Annotated in this window: 17 protein-coding genes; 12 read left to right on the forward strand and 5 right to left on the reverse strand. The window is 41.8% G+C overall.

What is annotated here, in order from left to right; all coding sequences use genetic code 11:
• Window positions 1–3: 3 nt before the first annotated feature.
• From F597_RS0106865 to F597_RS0106890, 6 genes are read left to right on the forward strand one after another with little or no spacing between them, the layout of a single operon-like run.
• Window positions 4–537 carry a hypothetical protein gene (locus F597_RS0106865; protein WP_019538989.1) on the forward strand — a complete coding sequence of 178 codons (534 nt, stop codon included), beginning with the start codon at window positions 4–6 and terminating at the stop codon, window positions 535–537.
• Window positions 538–558: 21 nt separating this feature from the next.
• Window positions 559–2,055, forward strand: a complete 1,497-nt coding sequence (locus tag F597_RS0106870) for a glycoside hydrolase (RefSeq protein ID WP_157278996.1) — start codon at window positions 559–561, stop codon at window positions 2,053–2,055.
• A 37-nt stretch (window positions 2,056–2,092) separates the two neighbouring features.
• A complete protein-coding gene (locus F597_RS0106875) occupies window positions 2,093–3,256 on the forward strand; it encodes an MFS transporter (RefSeq protein ID WP_019538991.1) in 1,164 nt (387 codons plus the stop codon).
• Between the two features lie 12 nt (window positions 3,257–3,268).
• Window positions 3,269–5,356 (forward strand): glycoside hydrolase family 36 protein, encoded by a 2,088-nt coding sequence (locus F597_RS0106880; protein ID WP_019538992.1) that lies wholly within the window; start codon window positions 3,269–3,271, stop codon window positions 5,354–5,356.
• A 12-nt stretch (window positions 5,357–5,368) separates the two neighbouring features.
• A complete protein-coding gene (locus F597_RS0106885) occupies window positions 5,369–7,414 on the forward strand; it encodes a glycoside hydrolase family 36 protein (protein ID WP_019538993.1) in 2,046 nt (681 codons plus the stop codon).
• Window positions 7,415–7,439: 25 nt separating this feature from the next.
• Window positions 7,440–8,012 (forward strand): SIS domain-containing protein, encoded by a 573-nt coding sequence (locus tag F597_RS0106890; RefSeq protein WP_026327212.1) that lies wholly within the window; start codon window positions 7,440–7,442, stop codon window positions 8,010–8,012.
• 12 nt (window positions 8,013–8,024) lie between these two features.
• On the opposite strand, the gene F597_RS0106895 is transcribed toward F597_RS0106890, so the two are convergent.
• From F597_RS0106895 to F597_RS0106910, 4 genes are all read right to left on the reverse strand, one after another.
• Window positions 8,025–8,831 carry an ABC transporter ATP-binding protein gene (locus F597_RS0106895; RefSeq protein WP_019538995.1) on the reverse strand — a complete coding sequence of 269 codons (807 nt, stop codon included), beginning with the start codon at window positions 8,829–8,831 and terminating at the stop codon, window positions 8,025–8,027.
• A 164-nt stretch (window positions 8,832–8,995) separates the two neighbouring features.
• Window positions 8,996–10,033 carry a FecCD family ABC transporter permease gene (locus tag F597_RS0106900; RefSeq protein ID WP_019538996.1) on the reverse strand — a complete coding sequence of 346 codons (1,038 nt, stop codon included), beginning with the start codon at window positions 10,031–10,033 and terminating at the stop codon, window positions 8,996–8,998.
• A gap of 27 nt (window positions 10,034–10,060) precedes the next feature.
• A complete protein-coding gene (locus F597_RS0106905) occupies window positions 10,061–10,591 on the reverse strand; it encodes a cob(I)yrinic acid a,c-diamide adenosyltransferase (protein ID WP_019538997.1) in 531 nt (176 codons plus the stop codon).
• A gap of 4 nt (window positions 10,592–10,595) precedes the next feature.
• On the reverse strand, window positions 10,596–11,402 hold the full coding sequence (locus F597_RS0106910; protein ID WP_019538998.1) for an ABC transporter substrate-binding protein: 807 nt from the start codon (window positions 11,400–11,402) through the stop codon (window positions 10,596–10,598).
• A 530-nt stretch (window positions 11,403–11,932) separates the two neighbouring features.
• Between F597_RS0106910 and F597_RS0106915 the strand changes: the two genes are divergently transcribed.
• The 4 genes from F597_RS0106915 to F597_RS0106930 all read left to right on the forward strand — a co-directional run bounded on the left by F597_RS0106915 (window position 11,933) and on the right by F597_RS0106930 (window position 19,078).
• Window positions 11,933–12,205 (forward strand): co-chaperone GroES, encoded by a 273-nt coding sequence (locus F597_RS0106915; RefSeq protein ID WP_019538999.1) that lies wholly within the window; start codon window positions 11,933–11,935, stop codon window positions 12,203–12,205.
• Between the two features lie 124 nt (window positions 12,206–12,329).
• Entirely contained in the window at window positions 12,330–13,964 is a 1,635-nt protein-coding gene (gene groL / locus F597_RS0106920; protein WP_019539000.1) for a chaperonin GroEL, read from the forward strand.
• Between the two features lie 312 nt (window positions 13,965–14,276).
• The gene (locus tag F597_RS0106925) at window positions 14,277–17,546 is read left to right on the forward strand and encodes a TonB-dependent receptor (protein ID WP_019539001.1); all 3,270 of its coding nucleotides are present in this window, start codon (window positions 14,277–14,279) and stop codon (window positions 17,544–17,546) included.
• Window positions 17,547–17,563: 17 nt separating this feature from the next.
• Window positions 17,564–19,078, forward strand: coding sequence for a BACON domain-containing protein (locus tag F597_RS0106930; RefSeq protein ID WP_019539002.1), 1,515 nt, complete (start codon window positions 17,564–17,566; stop codon window positions 19,076–19,078).
• Window positions 19,079–19,303: 225 nt separating this feature from the next.
• Here F597_RS0106930 and fldA read toward each other — a convergent pair whose 3' ends face one another.
• Window positions 19,304–19,810: a flavodoxin FldA gene (gene fldA, locus F597_RS0106935; protein ID WP_019539003.1), complete on the reverse strand. Its 507-nt coding sequence runs from the start codon at window positions 19,808–19,810 to the stop codon at window positions 19,304–19,306.
• A gap of 174 nt (window positions 19,811–19,984) precedes the next feature.
• On the opposite strand from fldA, the gene F597_RS0106940 reads away from it, so the two are divergent.
• Window positions 19,985–22,402 carry a TonB-dependent receptor gene (locus tag F597_RS0106940; RefSeq protein ID WP_019539004.1) on the forward strand — a complete coding sequence of 806 codons (2,418 nt, stop codon included), beginning with the start codon at window positions 19,985–19,987 and terminating at the stop codon, window positions 22,400–22,402.
• Between the two features lie 204 nt (window positions 22,403–22,606).
• Window positions 22,607–23,200, forward strand: coding sequence for an RNA polymerase sigma factor (locus tag F597_RS0106945; protein WP_019539005.1), 594 nt, complete (start codon window positions 22,607–22,609; stop codon window positions 23,198–23,200).
• Window positions 23,201–23,288: the final 88 nt, after the last annotated feature.

Raw genomic sequence — 23,288 nt, forward strand, 5'->3', positions numbered from 1 at the left:
TTTATGTATACGTTATTAAAAACGAAATTATCAATAAAGTATCTTTTACTCTCTTTATTCGTTTTCATTTGTTTGTTTTCGTGTGGGAAAGAAGGTAAAACAGAAATACCACCAGATGATGATACTGAAATTCCTCCAAAGAAAGATCAATATCCCGGACTTTCTGTGTCAGCAAATGGAGAGCTTTTATTGAATGGAGTTCCCTACAAGGGGATAGGAGTTAACTATTTCAACGGGTTTACACGTACGTTAGATGAGGGACAGTATGACGATGATTCGTATAAAATAGGTTTTGCTTATCTCAAAGAGCGTAATGTCCCTTTCATTCGTTTTTCACTTGCAGGATATTGGCCAAAAAACTGGGATCTTTATTTGACAGATAAGGAAAAGTTTTTCCAAAATCTGGATGCTTTCGTAAAGTCGGCCGAAGAGTTTGAGATAGGCCTTATACCTTCTTTTTTCTGGCATACCCCTACGGTCCCTGATTTAGTAGGGGAACCTGTTATATATGCTGCAAGAAATTATGAAAGTAAATGAAAAAATAAAAATAGTACGACTATGAAAAATAGAATTATTTCTCTTTTTATCATGTTTATTACCGTTATTTCGTGTAATAAAAAGGAATACACTGATGTTTTTGTCGGTGTACCAACCGGCACAGAACTGGAAGCAATGGGTACAGAACTGGACCCTCACTTTTTTTCTCAAAATCTGACGCGCAATGATGGTTCCAAAGAATCGGACTGGCAATATGTTGTGGACAGAGTAAAAAAAATGGAGTTGCAAAAGTTCAGGGTGATGGTATTACCCCAATGGTATGAACCTGTAAATGATAACAATGATCCGCATATAACAGATATCGGTAAGTTTACATTTGATTCTCCGGAGATGCAATCTTTGTACAAGGTGCTAGATCTGGCACAGGAACAACAAATGGAGGTTTGTATCGTTGTATGGGGATGTCCGGTAAATGTTTCTCTGTTGGATCCGGGATATTCACATGTCAAGACCTGTTTTATGGCCGATCAGGATAAAGAAGGTGTTTGGATCACAGGTCCTGTGGATTATGACGAATGGGCAGAAAATTTTTCAACGTTAATCAAACACCTTATTGAAGACCGCGATTATAGCTGTGTAAAAGAGATTACACCTATGAATGAGCCTGACGGTGGACCTCTGCTGACTTCTTCCGAATATATCAAAATGGCAAAAGTGTTGGATAGTCGCTTTAAAAAAGAGGGTATAAGGGAAAAAGTGAGGTTTAATCTGTCGGATAATACGGACACCAGGACCTTTTACCTGGTGGATTGTGCTGAAAATTTATCGGATGTAGCGGATGTATTCAACTCTCATACCTATATTTTTGGTTATGATACACCGAATGATGTGATTTATGATTGGGAAAAGAATAATGTAAATATCGCAGCTCAGGCAGGTAAAAAGCATTTGGTAGGGGAATTTGGATCGAATCAGTGTGTGGGAGCTACCCGGCAGAGGGATATCGACCTGTATGCCCGTGGGGTGTTAATGACTCGCCTGGTGCTTAATTTCTTCAATGCGGGAGCCGCCGGAGTAAGTTACTGGAGCCTGATTGATCAGTATTATGGCAGAGATGCCGATTATCAGCAAATGCAGCAACTGGGACTGTGGAAGTATATGAAAGAAGCTTATAGAACGGACTCTACTTATAGCCGAATAAAGAAAGATTATGAAGTACGTCCCCAATATTATTCATACTCGTTGCTGACTCGCTTTTTAAAACCAGGCTCCAAAATCTATCCGATTGATCTTAATGATAGTTATGCAATAGGTTCTGCATTTAAGGATAGGGAAGGGAAGTGGACCTATGTGTTTGCAAACGGGTCTGACTCCCCACAATTGCTGGCAATTAATAACGCTTTGGTAAAAGGTTCTTTCGACATATATCGGTATGAAGAGAATGGTTTGCCGGAAGATGACGGTCTGATTATGTCCACAGAGACTGCTAAAGCAGATGGGGAGAGACTTTGTCTTGAAGTCAGGGAAAATTCAGTGGTACTTTGCCGTCAGAAATAAAAACGGATGCCGTAATAAATACTCTAACATAAATTCTATGGAGAAAAAAGATACTATCGGAATAAAAATACTGCCCGTAATGTTTGGTTTTTTTATTATGGGATTTGTAGATATTATCGGAATTGCCATAAACTATGTAAAACAGGATTTTATTTTCCTGAATGATACTTTAGCCAATATGTTGGCTATGTCATGCTTCTTTTGGTTTTTAGTGCTTTCCATACCTACAGGAATGCTAATGAATAAAATTGGCCGGAAAAGAACAGTACTTTTAAGTTTTGTACTGCAGGTTATTGCTTTTTGTATTCCAATCATTTCGTATGATTTTATAATGGTAATGATTGCGTTTGCTGTTGTCGGGATAGGAAATACCTTATTACAGGTCGCCCTCAATCCGTTAGTGACAGATGTAGTACAAAAAGGAAAGCTGACCGGTACACTTACTCTTGGACAATTTGTAAAAGCTGTCTGCTCGTTTCTTGGGCCTATCATTACAAGTTGGGCGTCAGGAATGGCTTTTGGCTGGAAACTGATATTCCCGGTTTATGCTGTTACCTCTCTGATTGCCCTTGTCTGGTTGTGGCTTACTCCGATCGAGGAATCGAAAAAAGGAGAAACGGTTTCATTTCGAATGACCTTTAGATTGTTCAACGATACATATATCGTAGCCTTTTTTATTGGAATATTGGTTCTTGTGGGCGTCGATGTCGGAATGAATACGACTTTCCCAAAACTTTTGATGGAGAGATGCGGACTTGAGTTAAACGAAGCCGGATTGGGAAATAGTGTTTATTTTTTTGCCCGCACACTTGGTGCTCTGGGAGGTGGAATATTCTTGTTGAAATATTCTGAGACTAAATTTTTTACTTTTAGTGTATTGTTAGCCGCGATAGGACTTGTGGGGATGCTTATGACCGGAAATTTATGGGCAATGCTGGCCTGTGTGGTTATTTTCGGATTAGGCTATGCCAATCTTTTTGCCATTATCTTTTCACTGTCGTTAAAACGTGTTTCTGATCGGGCCAATGAAGTTTCCGCACTTCTGATCATGGGTGTTTCGGGAGGCGCTTTGTTGCCACCCTTGCTTGGTGTTGTTTCGGACAAATTCGGTACTCAGATAGCAGCTTTACTCGTAATAACCATTGTGTGGCTGTATATGGTATGGTTGATTGGTAAGGTTAAAGGAGTTAGTAATAAATAATTGACTATAAGTATGTTGTTTAAGATATGTAAAAGTGGAATGGTTTGTTTTATCTCTTTGTTGGTATTGACATTCCTTTGCCCGACGCAATTAGAAGCACAGCAAAAGATAAGGTATGCGAATAAACCGGTAAAAATAATTCAATGGATTAACGGAACTTTCGCACAAGGTAAAACACCTCCTTTTTCTTTTGTCTATGATGGAAAAGAGTCTGAATCCTTTTTACGAGCATGGAGTTACTCTTCGCAGAAGCTTGTCAGTGACGAAGCGAATGTTGTAAAATATCGTTTTACGTATGAAAGTAAGCAAGCCGGTCTTAGGATAGATTGTGATGTGGATGGCTATACCGATTACGATGCTGTAAAGTGGGTATTGCATTTTACAAATATCGGATCTGGGGATTCTAAAATCATATCATCTGTGAACGTGATCGATATGGATTTTGAGTATGCCAACAGAGGTGATTTTATTCTCCATTCGGCAGAAGGTAATCACATATCCAAAGCTGATTTTCATCCCCGGTCAACAGTGTTGACAAAAGGCAAAACCATTCAGCATATGCCTGAAGGGGGTCGCTCTTCCGAAACGGCATTTCCTTTCTTCAATATTGAATCTCCGTCGGACCAGGGATTTATGTTTGCAATCGGGTGGTCTGGTACGTGGGTAAGCGATTTTGTGCAAAATACAGATAATAGCATCTCTATCCGGTCGGGAATGAAACGCTTTGAGAGTTACCTCAAAACGGGTGAAACAATTCGTACCCCGTCTATGTGTTTGCTTTTCTGGAATTCTAAAAATAGAATAGACGGGCACAACAAATTCAGGAGGTTTGTGCTGGCGCATCAAAGTAGAAAGATTGACGGGGAATTTGCAAAGTATCCGCTCTCCAGCGGATTTAACTATAGGGATCCGGCTCCCTGCACGGAATATTCCTGTTTGACCGAAGATTATGCTATTGCTATGATCCGACGCTACACGCAATTCGGATTAATACCGGAAGTCTATTGGCTGGATGCCGGGTGGTATACCGGTGCGGCTGATTTTGAGACGGATCAGACCTGGGCAAATACGGTAGGTAACTGGACCGTTGATAAGTCAAGGTTTCCAGGAGGATTGAAACCTATTGCTGATGAAGCGCACAAAGTAGGTGCAAAATTTATGGTGTGGTTCGAGCCGGAGAGGGTGATCGAAGGAACGCAATGGGCGGTAGAACATCCGGAGTGGATGCTTCGGTTACCGGATAGCCATCTGCACGGTTGGTTATTGTTCGACCTGGGTAATCCGGAGGCCCGTAAATGGATGACTCAATGGATTATTGATATGATTCGTGAAAACGGGATTGATTACTATCGGCAGGATTTTAATATGAGGCCGGATGCATACTGGGAAGCAAACGATGAGCCCGGACGTATCGGAATGAAAGAAGTACGACATATTGAAGGACTTTATACTTTCTGGGATGATTTGATGGCAGAATTTCCCGAACTGCTGATTGACAATTGTGCGAGCGGAGGACGTCGTTTGGATTTGGAGACCATTTCCCGAAGTGCGCCGCTCTGGAGAAGTGATTACTATCATTATGATGATCCGGATGGTTATCAGGGACATACCTATGGGTTAAACTTCTTTTTACCATTACATGGTACAGGTATTCTGCAGACAGATTCTTATTCGTTCCGTTCGAGCATCAGCAGTGCATTGATCTATAACTGGAAGATAACAGACAAAAATGTATCTTATATCGATATGCAAAACTGCCTGAAAGAATACGCAGAGGTTCGTCCATATTTTTATGAAGATTACTATCCTCTTGTCGGAATAGAAGACCTGACAAGAGATGATATCTGGCTTGCATACCAGATGCACAGACCATCAGATGAAAGTGGGATTATTGTGGCTTTTCGTCGCGAAAAATCGGAAGACAACAGCCTGGTTGTCCAACTGGGAGGAGTCCAGGCCGATAAAAGTTATAAGGTCATCAATAAGGATGATGAGAATTTCACGTTGGTGAAGACCGGTAAAGAGTTGTCAGAGGGATTCAAACTGAGTATAGAACAGCCGAAAGGATCCCTGTTGTTGCATTATGAAATTATTAAGTAATATATCTAGATTATGAATAAATATACTGTGCTATATATCATCATTTTGTCACTATTTATTTCCAATTCTTCATACGGCCAGGCTATATCGAAGTTTGGTAAAAAGGAAGTGAAAATTGAAAACTGGGTAGAAGACAACTTCAGAAAGGGTAAGCAACCTCCTTTTTCTTTTGTATATAATAGTGAGCACTCAGGCAATTTTATCAGGAAATGGAAATTTTCGTCACAGAAATTAGGCGAGATCGAGAAAGGTGTTTTTAACAATATCTACAGGTGGCAGGATGAAAAAACAAAAATGAGTGTGGAGTGTAATCTGAAATATTATCCTGAATACAAAGCAGTGGAGTGGGTGTTAGGTTTTTCCAATGGCTTAACCGGAAATTCATCTACTATTGAACAGGTAAAAGTTATCGATATAGATTTCCAATATGCATCTGACGGTGAAATAATAGTACATTATGCCGATGGCAGTACTCCATCCAGAGGTGATTTCCATCCACGCAGGAAAATCCTGGCGGGTGGAGAGTCCTTTGAAATTTATCCACGCGACGGACGTTCGTCCGACCACGCTTTTCCGTTCTTTAATATAGAATCTACTTCAGGACAGGGCGCTATGTTCGCTATAGGTTGGACCGGAACATGGTATTCTTGCTTTGAAAAAAAATCGGATAATGCGATATCTTTCGACGCGGGAATGAAGAATCTCAACACCTATTTAAATGGAAATGAGTCTATCCGTACACCCAGTATATGCCTGTTGTTCTGGAATGATGAAAATCGCATGAGTGGTCACAATGCATTCCGACGGTTTATGATAAATCACCAGGCACCTAAAATCAATGGAAAACCTGCTGTATATCCGGTGTCAACCAGCTTCAATTATGGGGATCCGCATCCCTGTAACGAATATACCTGTTTGACTACTGATTATGCGTTGGCTATGATTAACCGCTACAAAAAGTTTAAACTTGTGCCTGAAGTGTTCTGGTTAGACGCCGGTTGGTATATAAAAGCAAATGAAGTAGAGAATAACAAGAACTGGGCAAATACGGTAGGCAATTGGGAAATCGATAAAAACAGATTTCCCGGAGGTTTAAAACCAATTGCGGATGCCGTACATGAAGCGGGTGCCAAATTTATGGTTTGGTTTGAACCCGAAAGAGTAATAAAGGAGTCTAAATGGGGTACAGAACATAGACAATGGATGCTCGATGCCAAAGGAACAGATGCCTATCTTTTTGACTTAGGTAATAAAGATGCCCTAAACTGGCTCTGCAAATTTATTGGAGATTTTATGGAGAAAAACGGTATCGATTATTATCGTCAGGATTTCAATATGAGGATAGATGACTATTGGAGAGAAAATGACGAACCCGGGCGTACCGGAATGCGTGAAATACGCCATATAGAAGGGTTATATGCTTTCTGGGATTATTTGCTGGAGAGATTTCCTGAGGCTATAGTCGACAATTGTGCGAGTGGCGGACGACGTCTCGATTTTGAATCGATGAAAAGAAGCGCCCCGTTATGGCGTACCGATTATAGCTATGGTGAACCAATCGGATATCAGACCCATACTTACGGGTTGAGTTTCTTCCTGCCATTGACAGGTACAGGGGTTGAAAAAAATGATAAATTTACTTTTCGTTCGAGTTTAGGTACATCTGTCATTTTCAACTGGAAAATAACGGAAGCCTCCTCCTCTTTTACAGAGATGCAGAGATGTTTCAGGGAATTCATGGATGTACGACCTTATTTTTATGAAGACTATTATCCATTGACCTCTTATGAAGATATGACAACTGATGATATCTGGTTGGCATATCAATTACACAGACCTTCTGATGACACAGGAATAATAGTAGCTTTCAGAAGAGATCAAAGCCCGGATGAAACTATAATGGTCAAACTTTCGGCCGTTGATCCGGAGAAAACTTACACACTTACTGACAGAGATACCGGCGAGAGTTTTGTCAAAACGGGAGATGAATTGAGAAAAGGCCTACAATTGACCTTAAGTGAACCCCGTAGTTCACTGATATTTGAATATGGAAAGTAACTATTTCAGAATGGACATGAACGATATGAATAAAATTATACATAGTTTGTCTGAGGCTTTGTCGACCTTACAAAAGTTTATTGATAAGCCGGTTAATATAAAACTGATAGATCAGGCTGCGACAATTATGGCTGATTGTCTGGCTGGCGGCGGAAAGATAATTTCGTGTGGTAATGGTGGATCAATGTGCGATGCGGCACATTTTGCAGAAGAGCTGACCGGGCGATTCAGACATAATCGAAAACCATATCCTGCAATTGCTATTAATGACCCGGCATATCTGACATGTGTAGGAAATGATTTTTCGTTTGATGACGTTTTTTCAAGATTTGTTGAAGCAACAGGAAATAAAAATGATGTACTCCTGGCTATAAGTACCAGTGGAAACTCAGAGAATGTAGTCAGGGCAGCTTACGAAGCAAAAAAACTTGATATGAAAGTTGTTTCTCTGACAAAAGAAGGAAAGAATAGACTTAATGACATCTCCGATGTTTCAATAGCAAGTCCCGAAACTCCTTTTTCAGATAGAATACAGGAGATACATATTAAAGTAATTCACATCATGATCCAGCTTATAGAAAGTAAGTTGGGACATTGAGTTTACGGACTTTTATCTTTTCCCGTTTTTCAGCCGTTGTTCGGATACGGGAAAGACTACCGGTTTGCCTGATACGGGATTGGTTTTCACGATCACTACTGTGTCGTACACATTTTCGATATGTTCATAAGTGATAACCTCTTCGGGTGCTCCCTGGTAAAAGGTTGTCCCTTTTTTCATCATCAGCAGGAAGTCGCAATATTCGGCGGCAAGGGAGAGGTCGTGTATGATCATCATCACGCTTAGTTTCATCTCTTCGTTCAGCCGTTGGATCAGGTTCATGAACTGCATCTGATGAGTGATGTCGAGATGTGATGTAGGCTCATCCAGGAGTAAAAGGCGGGGGTGTTGCGAAAGGGCACAGGCAATATTGGCCATTTGTCGCTCACCGCCGCTCAATTCTGTCATTGATTTGTTGCGCAGGCGAAAGGTGTTGGTCAAATGCATATAGTGATGCGCTATCTCGATATCTTCTTTCCTGTCGAAGAACTGGAATTGTTGACGATAGGGTAGTCGTCCCATCAGCACATATTCCTCTACAGAGAGTTCTGCTGTTTCGGAGAATTGTGAGACGATGGCGAGTTTTTGCGCTTTCTCCCTCCATGTAAGTTTCGACAGATCGGCTCCTTCAAGCAGGATGTGTCCCTCCTTCAAAGGCAGTGCTCCTGAGATCCCCCTGAATAATGTGGTTTTCCCGGATCCGTTGGGCCCGATGATACCCGCAAACGACCCTTCGGTGAGCGACAGGTTGATGTCGTGTACCCGGAAACCGCTGCTATATCCGCAGGAGAGGTTTTGTATGTCGAGGAAAGGAGTCATGTTAAATTACTAATTATCAATTATCAATTATCAATTATCAAAACTAAAAGTGAAAAATTAAAGAAGTAAGAAAGAATTCACATAAATTATTCAATCTCCTTCAATCCTCATCTATCTTCTTCAATCTTTTTTTCAATCATCACATCATCACATCATCACATCAACTAATCATCATATCGTCTGAGTTCTTTCCGTCTTGAGTTACTCAATAAAACGATAAAGGCCACGCCGCCAACAATACCGGTAATTACTCCGATAGGCAGTTCGTTGGGCGAGATGATAGTACGTGCAATTACATCACACAGGATCAGGAATATGCCGCCGCTCAGGAAAGATGAGATAAGTAGTATACGATAATCGGTACCTACCCATAGGCGTACGATGTGTGGGATAACCAGTCCCACGAATCCGATGACCCCTGCCACGGCAATGCATGCTCCGGTAAGCAGTGATGTAATGATGAACAGTATACGGATCACACTGTTTGCATTAAATCCGAGGTGCCTGGCTTTTTCCTCTCCCAGTCGAAGTGCATTGAGTGGCATGACGAACAGGTATGATACGATCAGGCAGAAGAGAGAAAGGGCAATCATTACCGTGATCATAGTGCTGTTCGTTTCGTTGAGCGACCCCATCATCCAGAAAACAATACCATGGATATTGTCCGTGGAAGTGATGGACATGAGAAACATCATTAGTGAAGAAGCGATGAAGCTGATCATCACACCGATCAGTAACATCCGGTTGACACTGAGTCCGCCTCTTCCGAGGCTGAGGGTATATACAAGGAAGATGGTCGCAAAAGCGCCAAGGAAGCCGGCCAACGGCAGGAACAGGATATTGAGCAGATGCAGCCCGGCCACAATGGCAAAGGTGATACCCAACGAGGCGCCGCCTGAGATCCCAAGCGTATATGGTTCTACTAAAGGATTTCGGTAAATCCCCTGTAATATGGCTCCGGCCAGGCTGAGGCTTCCGCCGATGGTCAGGCCGAGTAATGTGCGGGGGATACGGATGTATGCCAATACGCCGTACTCCATACTCTCCTTTTCGGAAAAGATATGTGGCAGGTCTCCGATTCGTATTGAGATTTCACCCATCCCCAGTGACAGTATGGATGCAACTATGAGCCCTGCCAGAAGTAGCAGGACATATAAACCCCAGATCCATTGTTTTTGTCCCATTCCTTTGTTGCTTAACATATATTTCGGAAATAGTTCTGTCGGCGTTTAATACTCAATCCCTTTCCGACTCCGTATTTTCCGGTCATAAGGATGTTTCAGCTTTTTACAGAACGTAACGTAATCAGCGAGTTCCATCACGTTATCTGTGGCAGCCCTGCCTGTCATTACGAGTTCTATATTGGTCGGTTTGGATTTTATAAAATCAAGTAATATGGATTCGTCCAGGTATTGATCTCGGACTGAAATAAGTATTTCGTCTAAGATAAGCAGATCATAATGTTCGGTTGCCAGTTTCTCTCTAATAGTTTGGATAGCTTCCGGAACTTCCTTTTTGATTTGGTTTCCATCGATACTTTTATCCAGATGGGGATGACCTTTGGCGAAATTCAGTACTGTTGCTCCGAGTTTTCTGAGGCTTTCCATTTCGGCATAACCGTATTTTTCGGGGCGTTTGTGAAAAGAACAATAGCAAACCTTGAATCCACTCCCCAGGGCTCGTACAGCTAATCCTACGGCTGAGGTTGTCTTGCCTTTTCCATCGCCTGTATATATATGTATTAATCCTAATTGTCTCATTTGATTACTTATTGATCAGTTCATCCATCAACTTTATTGTTTGTATAAAAGTAATGGGAGTCGGCTGGCAGGCTATATCGGAGTCGATGATATATATTTGTTTATTCTGGGCTGCTTTGAGACTGGAATACCTGCTCCATGCTTTCAGTTCTTCTTCTCCTACAATACCCATGGTGGCAATGAAAATATAATCGGGATTATTAGCGATAACGAATTCCCGCGTAACAGCACCTTGTGTCAGTTTTTTTGAGATATTTTCGATGCCGAGGAATGTCATATAGTCATCCATGAATGTATTGGGCGTAACGGCAAACAATGGATTGGCTCCGATTTGGAAAAACATCTTCCGCATTGTTTTGTTTTTGTTCTTTTCTGCTATTTCCTGGATGGTACGTTCGCTTTCTTCTATCAGCGTATTGGCTTTTTCGGTTTTGCCGACCAACTTACCCATCTGTATAAACTGGCTACATATTTCCCGGAAAGATTTTGGAGAATGGATAATCTCTACTTTTATTCCAACCTTTCTCAATAATTCTATGTCCTTGGGGTTGGTCAGTCCCGACGCCAATACCAGATCGGGTTTCAGGCTGATAATCTTTTCCACGTTCGCTTTTACTGCTGAAGATACGATCTCTTTGTTGTCCCCTTTAGCTGCCACGCAATAGCTTGTACATCCTATAAGATTGTCTTGCGCTTCCAGATAATAGATACTCTGCGTAAATGAGGGAGCCAGCGACACGATACGTGTGTATGGCTGTCCCTGTACGGTAAATACTATGACAATAGATAGAAATAGAAATATTTTTTTCATTTTCTTTAGAATAAAGCATTCCACAATGTTTTTTCCGCTCAAAAAATGCGTTGAAACTTTTGTTTCTTAAGAGAACATAGAATAAGGACTTTTTAGATTTGGGATGTTGGAATTACTAATTTTCAACTTTCAATTTTCAATTATTCATCACTTTCCCTTTCCTCCTAATTCACTGCAAAGGTAACAAGAAACGGGAAAATAGTATAATAAGATTTGAAAACAACAAAGTTTACCTTATAATATGCCATAGCGAGAACTTTTTCGACCTTGGGGATTTCATGTATGATGTGGGACTGAAATTTTGGCAGGAAATTTGTCAGTTTCTATTCAGGTCGATTGTTTTTTTGTCAGAAAAATGATTTGAATAAATTTGGCACAGAATTCGCTGTTGAGGTAATGTCAATTAGATAACTAACATTAATTATATTAACATCAATTTTCGTAGTATGAAACGAGCACTCAAATCATTAAGGTCTGGTACATGATTACTGCGAGTTCCATACACCGAAATAAAAAATTAAAGAAATCGTATGAATATTAAACCATTGGCAGACAGAGTGCTGGTAAAACCGGCAGCTGCAGAAGAAAAGACAGTGAGTGGAATCATCATTCCCGATACGGCAAAGGAAAAACCGCTGAAAGGTGAAGTAGTAGCTGTGGGAAAAGGTACAAAAGACGAAGAAATGGTCGTCAAACAAGGCGACAAAGTGCTTTATGGAAAATATGCAGGCACTGAAATTGAAATCGATGGTGTACAATACCTGATCATGCGTCAGTCTGACATTTTAGGAATCATCGGATAAATCGCAAGATTGAAAAGAAAGATGATAGATTGACGGGATGGTTCAACCTTATTCAATCTGAAATCTAATTTTATGTGAACTAAATCAACCAATTAAAAACAAACAAGAAAATCGAAATAATAAAATGGCTAAAGAAATTAAATTTAACATGGATGCCCGCGACCTTCTGAAAAAAGGCGTGGACGAATTGGCAGATGCCGTTAAGGTTACATTGGGTCCTAAAGGCAGAAATGTAATTATTGATAAAAAATATGGTGCTCCTCAAATCACTAAAGACGGTGTAACCGTAGCGAAAGAGGTCGAATTGGATGATGCTTTCCAGAATATGGGAGCTCAGTTGGTGAGAGAGGTTGCCTCTAAAACCAATGATGATGCCGGTGATGGAACAACTACCGCTACCGTTTTGGCACAGTCTATTATCGGTGTAGGGCTCAAGAACGTGACTGCCGGTGCTAATCCGATGGATCTGAAACGCGGTATCGATAAAGCTGTTGCCACAGTGGTTGACAATCTGAAAAATCAGGCTGTTGAAGTAGGCAATGACCTGAAAAAGATCGAGAATGTTGCCAAAATCTCTGCAAACGGTGATGAAACTATCGGTAAACTGATTGCTGAGGCGATGCAGAAGGTAAGTAAAGAAGGTGTAATCACCGTAGAAGAGTCAAAAGGTACCGATACTTACGTTGATGTAGTGGAAGGTATGCAGTTTGACCGCGGATATATCTCTCCCTATTTCGTGACCGACACGGAAGCGATGGAAGTAGATTTCGAAAACCCGCTCATCCTTATCCATGATAAAAAGATCTCTGCTATCAAGGATCTTCTTCCTATCCTGGAAAAAGGAATTCAAACCGGAAAACCGCTGTTGATCATTGCTGAAGATATCGACTCTGAAGCACTCACTACTTTAGTTGTGAACCGTCTGCGCGGATCGTTGAAGGTGGCTGCAGTAAAAGCACCGGGATTTGGAGACCGCAGAAAAGAGATGTTGGAAGACATTGCTATCCTGACTGGTGGTGTGGTGATCTCAGAAGAAAAAGGTCTTACTTTGGAAAACGCTTCCCTCGATATGTTGGGTAGCGCAGAAAAAGTGACTATCGACAAAGATACCACTACTATTGTGAACGGTGACGGCGAAAAAGAAGCTATCAGCAACCGAATCGGACAGATCCGTGCACAAATCGAGAAAACCACATCCGATTACGATCGCGAGAAACTGCAGGAACGCTTGGCTAAACTGGCTGGCGGTGTAGCGGTGCTGTATGTGGGTGCACCCTCCGAAGTGGAAATGAAAGAGAAGAAAGACCGTGTTCAGGATGCCTTGTCGGCTACCCGTGCTGCCGTAGAAGAAGGAACCGTTCCCGGCGGCGGTGTGGCTTATGTCCGCGCTATTGAAGCGCTTGAAGACCTGAAAGGCGAAAACGAAGACGAAACTACCGGTATTGAAATCGTGAAGCGCGCTATTGAAGAACCACTTCGTCAGATAGTATCGAATGCCGGAAAAGAAGGTGCCGTAGTAGTACAGAAAGTGCGTGAAGGCAAAGCCGATTTTGGTTATAATGCCCGCACCGATCAGTACGAAAATCTTTACGAGACAGGTGTGATCGATCCGGCGAAAGTGACCCGTGTTGCTTTGGAAAATGCGGCTTCTATTGCCGGTATGTTCCTCACAACCGAATGTGTGATCACCGATAAAAAAGAAGAAAATCCTGCCCCAATGCCTCCGATGGGTGGCGGAGGAATGGGCGGCATGATGTAATCAATTTATAGATTATATTAATACGTTATCAAGGCGGATGACTGAAAATGAAAATTGGAAGTCATTCGCCTTATTTTTTGTTAGAAAAAAACTTTAAAGAGTGCTTTTGTGTCAATTTATTACCTCCTTCATCCCCTTTGTTTTATATTGTTTTAGCCCGATATTTTTAATTATGATCGAACCTGAAAAAGGATAAAGAAAGTAACAAAAATGTAACAGATTTTAGATAAAATTATCGTACTTTTGCGCAATATATAGGGTATAATATTTAGTTTTATTAGAAACACAATTGATAATTTAAACATTGAATTTATGGTAAAGAAATTGAAGTTTTTAGCTGTAGCTCTTACTTTAATGATGGCTACTGTGATGCAGGCTCAGGTAACTACCTCCAGTATGAGCGGACGTGTTACAGATGCTGACGGATCCGTTATCGGTGCAACGGTGATTGCCACACACCAACCTTCAGGGACAACTTATGGTACTGTAACCAACATGGAGGGACGCTTCAACTTAAACGGTATGCGTGTAGGTGGGCCTTATTCGGTGGAAATTTCTTACATTGGATATGGTACTAACACCACAGACAACATTACGTTGAGCCTGGGTGAAAACTATGTATTGAATGCCGTACTCTCCGAAGAAGCAACATCATTGGATGAAGTTGTAGTTACTGCAACCCGCACAAAATTCTCTACTGAGAAAACCGGAGCAGTGACGAATATCACAAATAGCCAGATAGTTAATTTGCCTACAGTAAGCCGTAGTATTATGGACGTTACCCGCCTTTCACCTTATGGAGGGAATGGTATGAGCTTTGCCGGTACAGATGGTCGTACGGCTAACTTTACTGTGGATGGAGCTAATTTCAATAATAACTTCGGTTTAAGTGACGCTCTGCCTGGTGGAGGTAACCCCATCTCTCTTGAAGCTATCGAAGAATTGCAGGTTGTAATCGCGCCATACGATGTTCGTCAGACAAACTTCATAGGTGGTGGTGTAAACGCTATTACAAAATCCGGTACAAATACCTTCAAAGCAAGTGCTTACGTTTATCATAGAAATGAAAATATGCGCGGTAATGCCGTTAGAGGTCAACTGGTCGAAAAAGACGTGCGTGAAAAAGATCGTAATACCACCTACGGTTTCACTATAGGTGGTCCCATTATCAAAAGCAAATTGTTTTTCTTCGTAAACGCTGAAATGGCGAAAATACCAACCATAGCCAATCGTTGGAAACCTTCCACAGATGGTGTCGCTAATCCTGACAATTTTATCTCCCGCACAACAGAAAACGACCTTAAGAGGGTTTCTGATTTTGTGCGAAATGAATATGGATATGAAACGGGATCTTACACCAATTTCCCGGCAGATGAAAGCAATCGCAAACTCCTTGCCCGTCTGGATTGGAATATCACCAACCAACATCGTCTGGCTTTGCGTTATAATTACACAAAAAATGTTTCATGGAGATCGCCTAATGCTACTTCCATGGATGGAGGTACCCGTATGTCGGAGGCCAGGATGTCACAAGCATCAATGTCATATGCAAATTCAATGTATTCGCAGGACAACCTTGTACATTCATTCTCTTTCGACTTGAACAGCCGATTGTCAGACAACCTTTCTAACCAGTTCCTGGCAACATTCTCAAAATTGGACGATATCCGAGGGACGAATTCAGCAGAATTCCCATTCATCGACATTTTGAAAGATGATCAGTCCTATATCTCTTTGGGGTATGAGCTTTTCACCTGGAACAACGGTGTCCACAACAATGTATTGAACATTAAAGATGAATTGACGTATTACCTGGGTAACCACAAAGTCGTAGGAGGTGTCGCATACGAATACAAGATGGCAGATAATGCTTATATGCGTAACGGTACCGGATACTATCGCTACAGAAGTCTCGATGACTTCTTAAACGGGGGAGTACCTGAAATTGTGAACCTGACGTATGGTTATGACGGAGAAAAAAATCCTGCGGCCCGCGTGAGAAGTAACAAAATTGGAGTATATGCGCAAGATGATTGGAGTATCAGCGAAAAAATCAAACTTTCATACGGTCTTCGTATCGATGGACTTTTCTTCAACAATGCTGACTTGATGACGAATCAGGCGATTTACGACATTGATTATTCCGGCCGACGTATCGACACCGGTAAATGGCCTTCAGCGAGTGTTATATTCTCTCCCCGTGTAGGTTTTGTATGGGATGCGCTTGGAGACAAGAGCCTGAAAGTACGTGGTGGTACCGGTCTTTTCTCCGGAAATTTACCGCTTGTATTCTTTACCAATATGCCTACCAACGGTGGTATGGTGCAATATCAGGCACAAATAAATGACGCGGAAGCTGCAAGGAAAGGCTTCTCAATGGATGAATTTGCCGGCGGTCTGGTAACTGATGCCAACGGCAAAGCCACTATCGCTGCCCTTTATGACAAATTAACGTCATTGGGATATCCTACAACCATATCACCCGAAGACGGGACAGTCCCTTCAGCTATTGCGGCCGTAGATCAAAATTTCAAAATGCCGCAGGTATGGAAGACTTCGCTTGCTCTTGACTATGCATTTCCAACACCTTTCCCCTCCTCAGTAACGGTAGAAGGGATCTTCAACAAAACCATCAACGGTGTCTCTATCTCTGATTGGAGTATTCCCTCCGTAGGTGGTTTTGCCCGTTTCAACGGTGTGGACAATCGTCCGATTTATCCCGATGGTTATCGTACCGGCACAAGGGCATTTGTATTGGAAAACACAAGCCGCGGTTATGGCTGGTCAGGCAACATCACTTTCAATGCCCAACCGACAGAAAGGCTCAGCGTGATGGCAGCCTATACACACACGGTGGCCAAAGATGTAACCGGTATGCCCGGATCGAATGCTGAATCTGCATTTACATACGTTCCTACAGTAGAAGGACCCAACCACATCAGGTTACACAATTCCCAATACAACACGCCCGATCGTCTTGTGGCTTCGCTTACTGCCCACGACAAAAGCGGCAATCACTATAGCTTTATCTATGAAGGATGGCGTGGTGGAGTTAACTACTCATACATGATGGTTAACGATATCAATAGTGACGGTTACAACTACGATGCAATCTATGTTCCTACCGACGATGAAGTGGCGAACAATCAATTCCGCTTTTTGACGGAAGAAGACAAAACCCGTTTTATGGACTATGTACATGGCAATAGTTATTTAAAAAATCAACAAGGCAAGTATGCGGAGCCCTATAGTGTTTACTCTCCCTGGGTACATCGCATCGACTTTAGCTACAAACATGATTTTCTTGTAAATACAGGTAAAGACGAACATAGGCTGCAGCTTAGTTTTGATATCAAAAATGTGATGAACCTCTTCAACTCTAGTTGGGGCGTAGCTAAATATTTGAATCCTGCCATTGGTTCGGAAGCCCGTATCCTGAGATATGAAGGTGTGGATGCCGACGGTGTCGCTACATTCTCTACACCCGCTTCCATCAATGGTGATACCCAGACATTTACTCCAAGCTATTCATTGGGTCAGTGCTGGTATGCTTCAATTGGTATCAAATATATGTTCAACTAATTAAAAGTACAGACAATATGAAACTAAAATATTTATTTCCATTATTCATTGCAACAGTTGTCCTGATGACAAGTTGTGCCGATGAGGATGCTGTGACGTTGCTTGATGAAATTCAGGTATCGTCGTCATACGTGTCTATTCCTGAAGGGGGTGGTTCTACAACTATTACTGTAACAGCTAAGGAGAGCTGGACGGCAGAGAAAGTTACTACCGAGAAAGATCCGGTTGAATGGCTGACGATCTCTTCAACCAGCGGAAGTGCCGGTGAATCAGAACTTACATTTACTGCTCCATCTGCCATAGATGGTCGCACTGCGGAGGTTTTACTTAGCAGTGCCGGTAAAACGCAGAGAATTAACATCATCCAGGGTTTGGCAAAGATATCCGAGGCCACGGTGGCTGAAGTGAACACAGGTCCCGACGGAAAAACTTTCCGGGTAACGGGAGTTTGTACGTCAATAGCAAATACGGAGTATGGTAATTGGTACATAACCGATGAAACCGGCTCCTTGTATATCTACGGAACGCTTGATGCGAAGGGTGGAACAAGAAATTTCCTGAGTCTTGGTCTTGAAGTGGGAGATGAAGTAACCATTGAAGGACCGAAATCTACTTACGCCGGATCACCTCAAATGGTGAATGTAACGGTTCTCGATATCAACAAATCACTTGTGAAGGTTGATTCTGTTGAAAACGAAGTGCTTCCTATCGAAGGTGGTGAGTTCACAGCATACCTTACCTGTAAAGGGCAAGGCGTATCGGTAGAAATTCCTGAAGATGCCAAGTCCTGGTTGTCCATTTCGTCTATCCAACAGGCCGGAACGAATGCAGTTGTGAAATTCAAAGCCGCTGCCAATGCCGGTGGAGACCGTGGAACCACCATCACATTCCACACCACTGACGGGGATAAAGACTATACAACACAAGCAACGCTTACCCAAAAAGGAGCGATTGTGAAAGCAACTGTTGCAGAGTTTCTCGCAGCTGTAGTTGGTGACACGCAATACCGTTTGACAGGTGTGATCACCAATATAACCAATACTACATATGGCAATTTATACTTGAGGGATTTCTCCGGTGAAACGTATGTGTATGGTATTCAGGATTTCAAAGACAAAGGCTTGAAAGTGGGTGACATCATCACAATTGTCGGAAAACGTGCCGAATATAATGGTACTCCTCAGGTTGGTGGAGCCGTTCTGGAAAGCGTTATTCCTGTAACTGCCGCTACCATTGCCGAGGTGCTGACCAAACCCGATTCCAGTACAGATTACTATATGGTAACCGGTGAAATTACATCAATTACTAATCCGGACTATGGTAATCTTTATTTGAAAGACGGCGACAGCGAGATTTATGTGTATGGCTGTTATCCGGGTTATGGTGCAACCGGCGATTTTAGAAAAGGCTTGATAGCTGCCAAAGATATCAAAGTTGGAGACAGACTCACCGTTATTGCCACGAAGGGCTCTTATCAAGGAGTAGTTCAACTTGCAAATGGTATTTATTTCAGCCACGAAAGTGCAGAGTAAGTAATACGAAACCATATACCATAAGCAATGTAACACGCAGCATAAGTTGCGTAACAGATAATAAAAACCGCGTAACAATTATTGTTACGCGGTTTTTATTGATAGTGTGTCGTACATGATTGATAATTTAAAAGAGAGAAGAGTCCTTTATGAGGACTTGTGTCTGTTGATCTTTTCTAATGAGTCTTACCGGAATATCCAGCAAATATCATCATTATAGGAATATCAATCCAAATACGGTTTTAGTGAATTTACCCAGGCTTCTATTCTCTTGTCCGTTTTGTCGCTTTCGTTGTCTTCGTCCAGCGGTAATCCCACGAAAACTCCGTTCCGGAGAGCCTGGGAATCATCGAACGTATATCCTTCTGTAGATACTTCTCCCACGAAAGTACAACCTGTTTTGGTAAACTCATCGTAAAGAATGCCGAGTGCATCCACAAAAGTATCGGGATATCCTTCTGCGTCTCCCGTACCGAAAAAAGCAACGGTTTTTCCCGTCAGATCGACTTTCCCGATATTTGGAAAAAATGCTTCCCAATCGTCCTGCAATTCTCCGATACTCCAGGTGGAAGCACCCAGAATAAGTACGTCGGATTCTTGTAATTCTTCAGAGGATACATCTGCAAGGTCTTTTAATACGGGTGAATATCCGACCAGTTTTTCAGCGACTAACTGGGCTGCGTATTTTGTGTTACCCGTGCTTGAACCGTAAATAATAGCGATTGACTTCATATTTATTAATTATTGAATTTTTTACAAAGTAACACGATTTTATTCAATGTCGCAATGACCAAAAATGATTACTTTTTACTGAAAAATTATAACTATTAGGGATTGATATAGTCTATAATTGGTAGTAATTTTGCGTTCTTTTTAGGTATCATACACAGTAAATAACATAACAGAATGAAAACTACACATTTATTTTTATTATTGCTTGCGTTGTTGTATGTATCCGATGCTTTTTCACAGGCACAAAAAAGCGAGGGAACGCTTTCGGGATACGTACAGGATAAAAATAGCGAAGAAAGGCTGCCATCCGTTACCATCTTTGTAAAAGGGACTGCACAAGGGACATCCTCACGCTCCGATGGAACATTTACAGTGAAAAATATTCCGGAAGGAAAACAAACTATCGTCGCCCAATATGTGGGATACAAACCTCAGGAGATCGATATAACGGTAGATGCCGGGAAAGATAACGAAATCCGTTTTGAACTGGAAGAAGACATGTTCAATCTCGAACAGGTGGTTGTCACAGGTACACGGACGCCGCATTTCGTAAAGAATGTCCCTATCCGTACTGAAGTGGTTACTTCCCAGTCGTTGAGGACAAAAAATGCCCAGAATATTTTTGAAGCGCTGGAAGCGATTCCCGGTCTCAGGGTCGAGAATCAGTGCCAGTTCTGTAATTTCTCCATGGTACGCATGCAGGGACTGGGCGCCGAACATACACAGGTACAGATAAACGGACAGCCGGTCTATTCCGGTTTGGCCAGTGTATACGGATTGGAGCAGATCGGAACAGGTGATGTGGACAGGATCGAGATTGTGAAGGGGGCAGGTTCCGCCCTTTACGGGAGTAGCGCCGTGGCAGGAGCCATCAATATTATTACGCGTGAACCGTCGGCAATCCCTTCTATTTCAGCTGATATCCAATTCGGGAATTATGGTACCAATGCCTATAATATTTCTTCTTCCATGCGCAATGACAAAGGTAACATAGGGCTGAATGTTTATGCGCAAAAGGTCGACCATGACGTGATTGATGAAACGGGAGAGGGAGATACACGGGAAGAAGTGAAACAAAAAGATGGAGTAGCCGATCGTGTGGAATCGAAATTGCACAATATGGGCTTCAGCCTTTATGTGGATAATCCCTTCTTTAAGGACGATAAGCTTATCTTCAGGGGAAAAGGTATCAACGAAAAGAGGGCAGGAGGAACTATTACCGGCGACTATTATAAAAATCCGTTTACCGATGGTACTGAGAATATCACTACTAACCGATACGAGGGAGAAGTAAACTATATAAAGCCTGTCGGAAAGCGTTCCGAACTGCAGTTCAACACCACTTACATAAATCACAACAGGGAAGCAACCAATGATTCTTTTTTGGGTGATTATATGGATACACACGACGGGGAAACACCCGACGTGCTGGATATGCGGCCCTATATAGCCAAAGAAAATACCTGGGTATCGACCCTCAGTTTTAACTCAAGATTCGAAAATCATAACCTGGTCTTCGGAATGCAGTACTATACCACAAACCTCAATGAAACCGGGATGTACACAGTGGTAGACGAAGCCAGCGAATATTATGGGAATGCTTATAAATCCATAGCCCGTAAACATGCCCGTGAAATGGGAGCATACATTCAGGACGAATGGAATGTGTCACCCAGGTTTACGGTGGTACCCGGTGTGCGTATCGATCATCACTCATCGGGAGAAGAATATAGTTCCGACAGGAAGGTATTTGATGACGATTTCCCGAAAACAAAGTTCGATGAAACGAGCTTTAATCCTCGTCTGGCGCTAAAATATCAACTGACAAGACAGATTACCCTAAGGGCAAATGCCGGAACAGGCTTCAGGGCGCCTTACGGGTTTTCGGAAGACCTGCACTTATGCAGCGGTTCACCCCGTGTATGGAAATCGTCTGAACTGAAAGCCGAGACATCACGCAGTGCCAATTTCTCTGCAGATTATTACGGCGATCATTTCCAGGTCAGCGCCAACCTGTTTTATACTTTCCTGAAGGATAAGATTGATTTTGCTGATGCCGATGATGAGGTGAAAAAACTGGGATATACCTACCAATGGGAAAATATTGATGATGCTGTGGTAAAAGGAATAGAGTTTATGGTAATGGCGAATCCGGCCAGAAATTTGAATTTGGGTGTGGATTTTGCATTGAATAGCGGAAAGTATAAAAATAACAGGGGAGACTGGGCTGAAACAGAATATGCGAATATCAGCCGCTACATTTCCCGCTTTCCGTCCACTACCGGAAGTGTAAAGATAGAATATTCGCCGAAGAGTTGGATGTTCACACTCTACGGTATCTATCAGGGCAAAATGTATATCGATTATATCAGCGAGACGGCTGAAAATTCAAAGATCAAAGAGACGGAGCCCTATATGACTTTCAACGTACGGGCCTCTAAACGTTTCGGACTATTCAATATCTATGCCGGAGCAAAAAATATATTCAATTATATTCAGGATGAGAAACACCTCGATGATGCGGCGTTTATCTATGCTCCTCTTTATGGCGCACTCTATTATGCAGGAATTTCGATAAATATAAGTTATTAGAGGAAATTATCCAACTTAAGAAAGAACCGAAGAAACTATCATGATGTTTTCTTTTTTACAATTAAATCTTCGTGCCCGGTATTTTACCGGGTACGTTTTTTTTGTTGTTATTTATTTCTAATTAAAAATTTGCCCACAAAGAAAAAATGACGTTAATTTGTTTTTCAATACCAAACCAAGTACAGAAAATCCGGGTTATAATAAATGGTTTCTATTGATCTAAGTTGGAGGAGTTTTGTGGAAAAGGGAGATGAGCCCTCTTTTTCCATTATTTATAATAACCATGTTGATGATTTATACTCGTATGGAATTAGCCTGGGTTTTCAAAAGGAAATGTGTAAAGATGCTATACAGGACACCTTCTATAAACTTTATATCTCTAAAGACAATTTGTCTTATGTGAAAAATGTCACCGCTTATATTTTCAAATCGTTCAAACATCGTCTTATAGATCTATCCAGGAAAAAGATTAAAGAAGAAACCCTTGAATCTGTTGCTGAATCTTTTACTGTACAAGTAACCGTGCTCGATAATATAATAGACAGTGAAGATGCGGAGATCCTAAAGAAAAAAGTCACTTCACTTCTGAACGGACTGACCCCCAATCAGCGGGAAGTGGTCTACCTTAAATATATGATAGGACTGGGACATAAGGAAATAGCCGATGTGCTGGATATCCGCGAAGAGTCTGCACGTAAATTACTGTACAGGACAATGGAAAAACTACGCCAACAAGTCTCTGAAGAAGATTTTCCGGAAGTTCTAAGCATATTATCACTGCTGTTTCTGCTCCGGTGATCTTTGTGAAAGAAAGTAATCTCTTAGATCCCTCCGAAAAGCCCATTCCTTATAAAAAACAGAGTACTCCACAATTTTGTGTCAATTT

It is taken from the genome of Proteiniphilum acetatigenes DSM 18083 (assembly GCF_000380985.1).
In the GTDB taxonomy this organism is placed as follows: domain Bacteria; phylum Bacteroidota; class Bacteroidia; order Bacteroidales; family Dysgonomonadaceae; genus Proteiniphilum; species Proteiniphilum acetatigenes.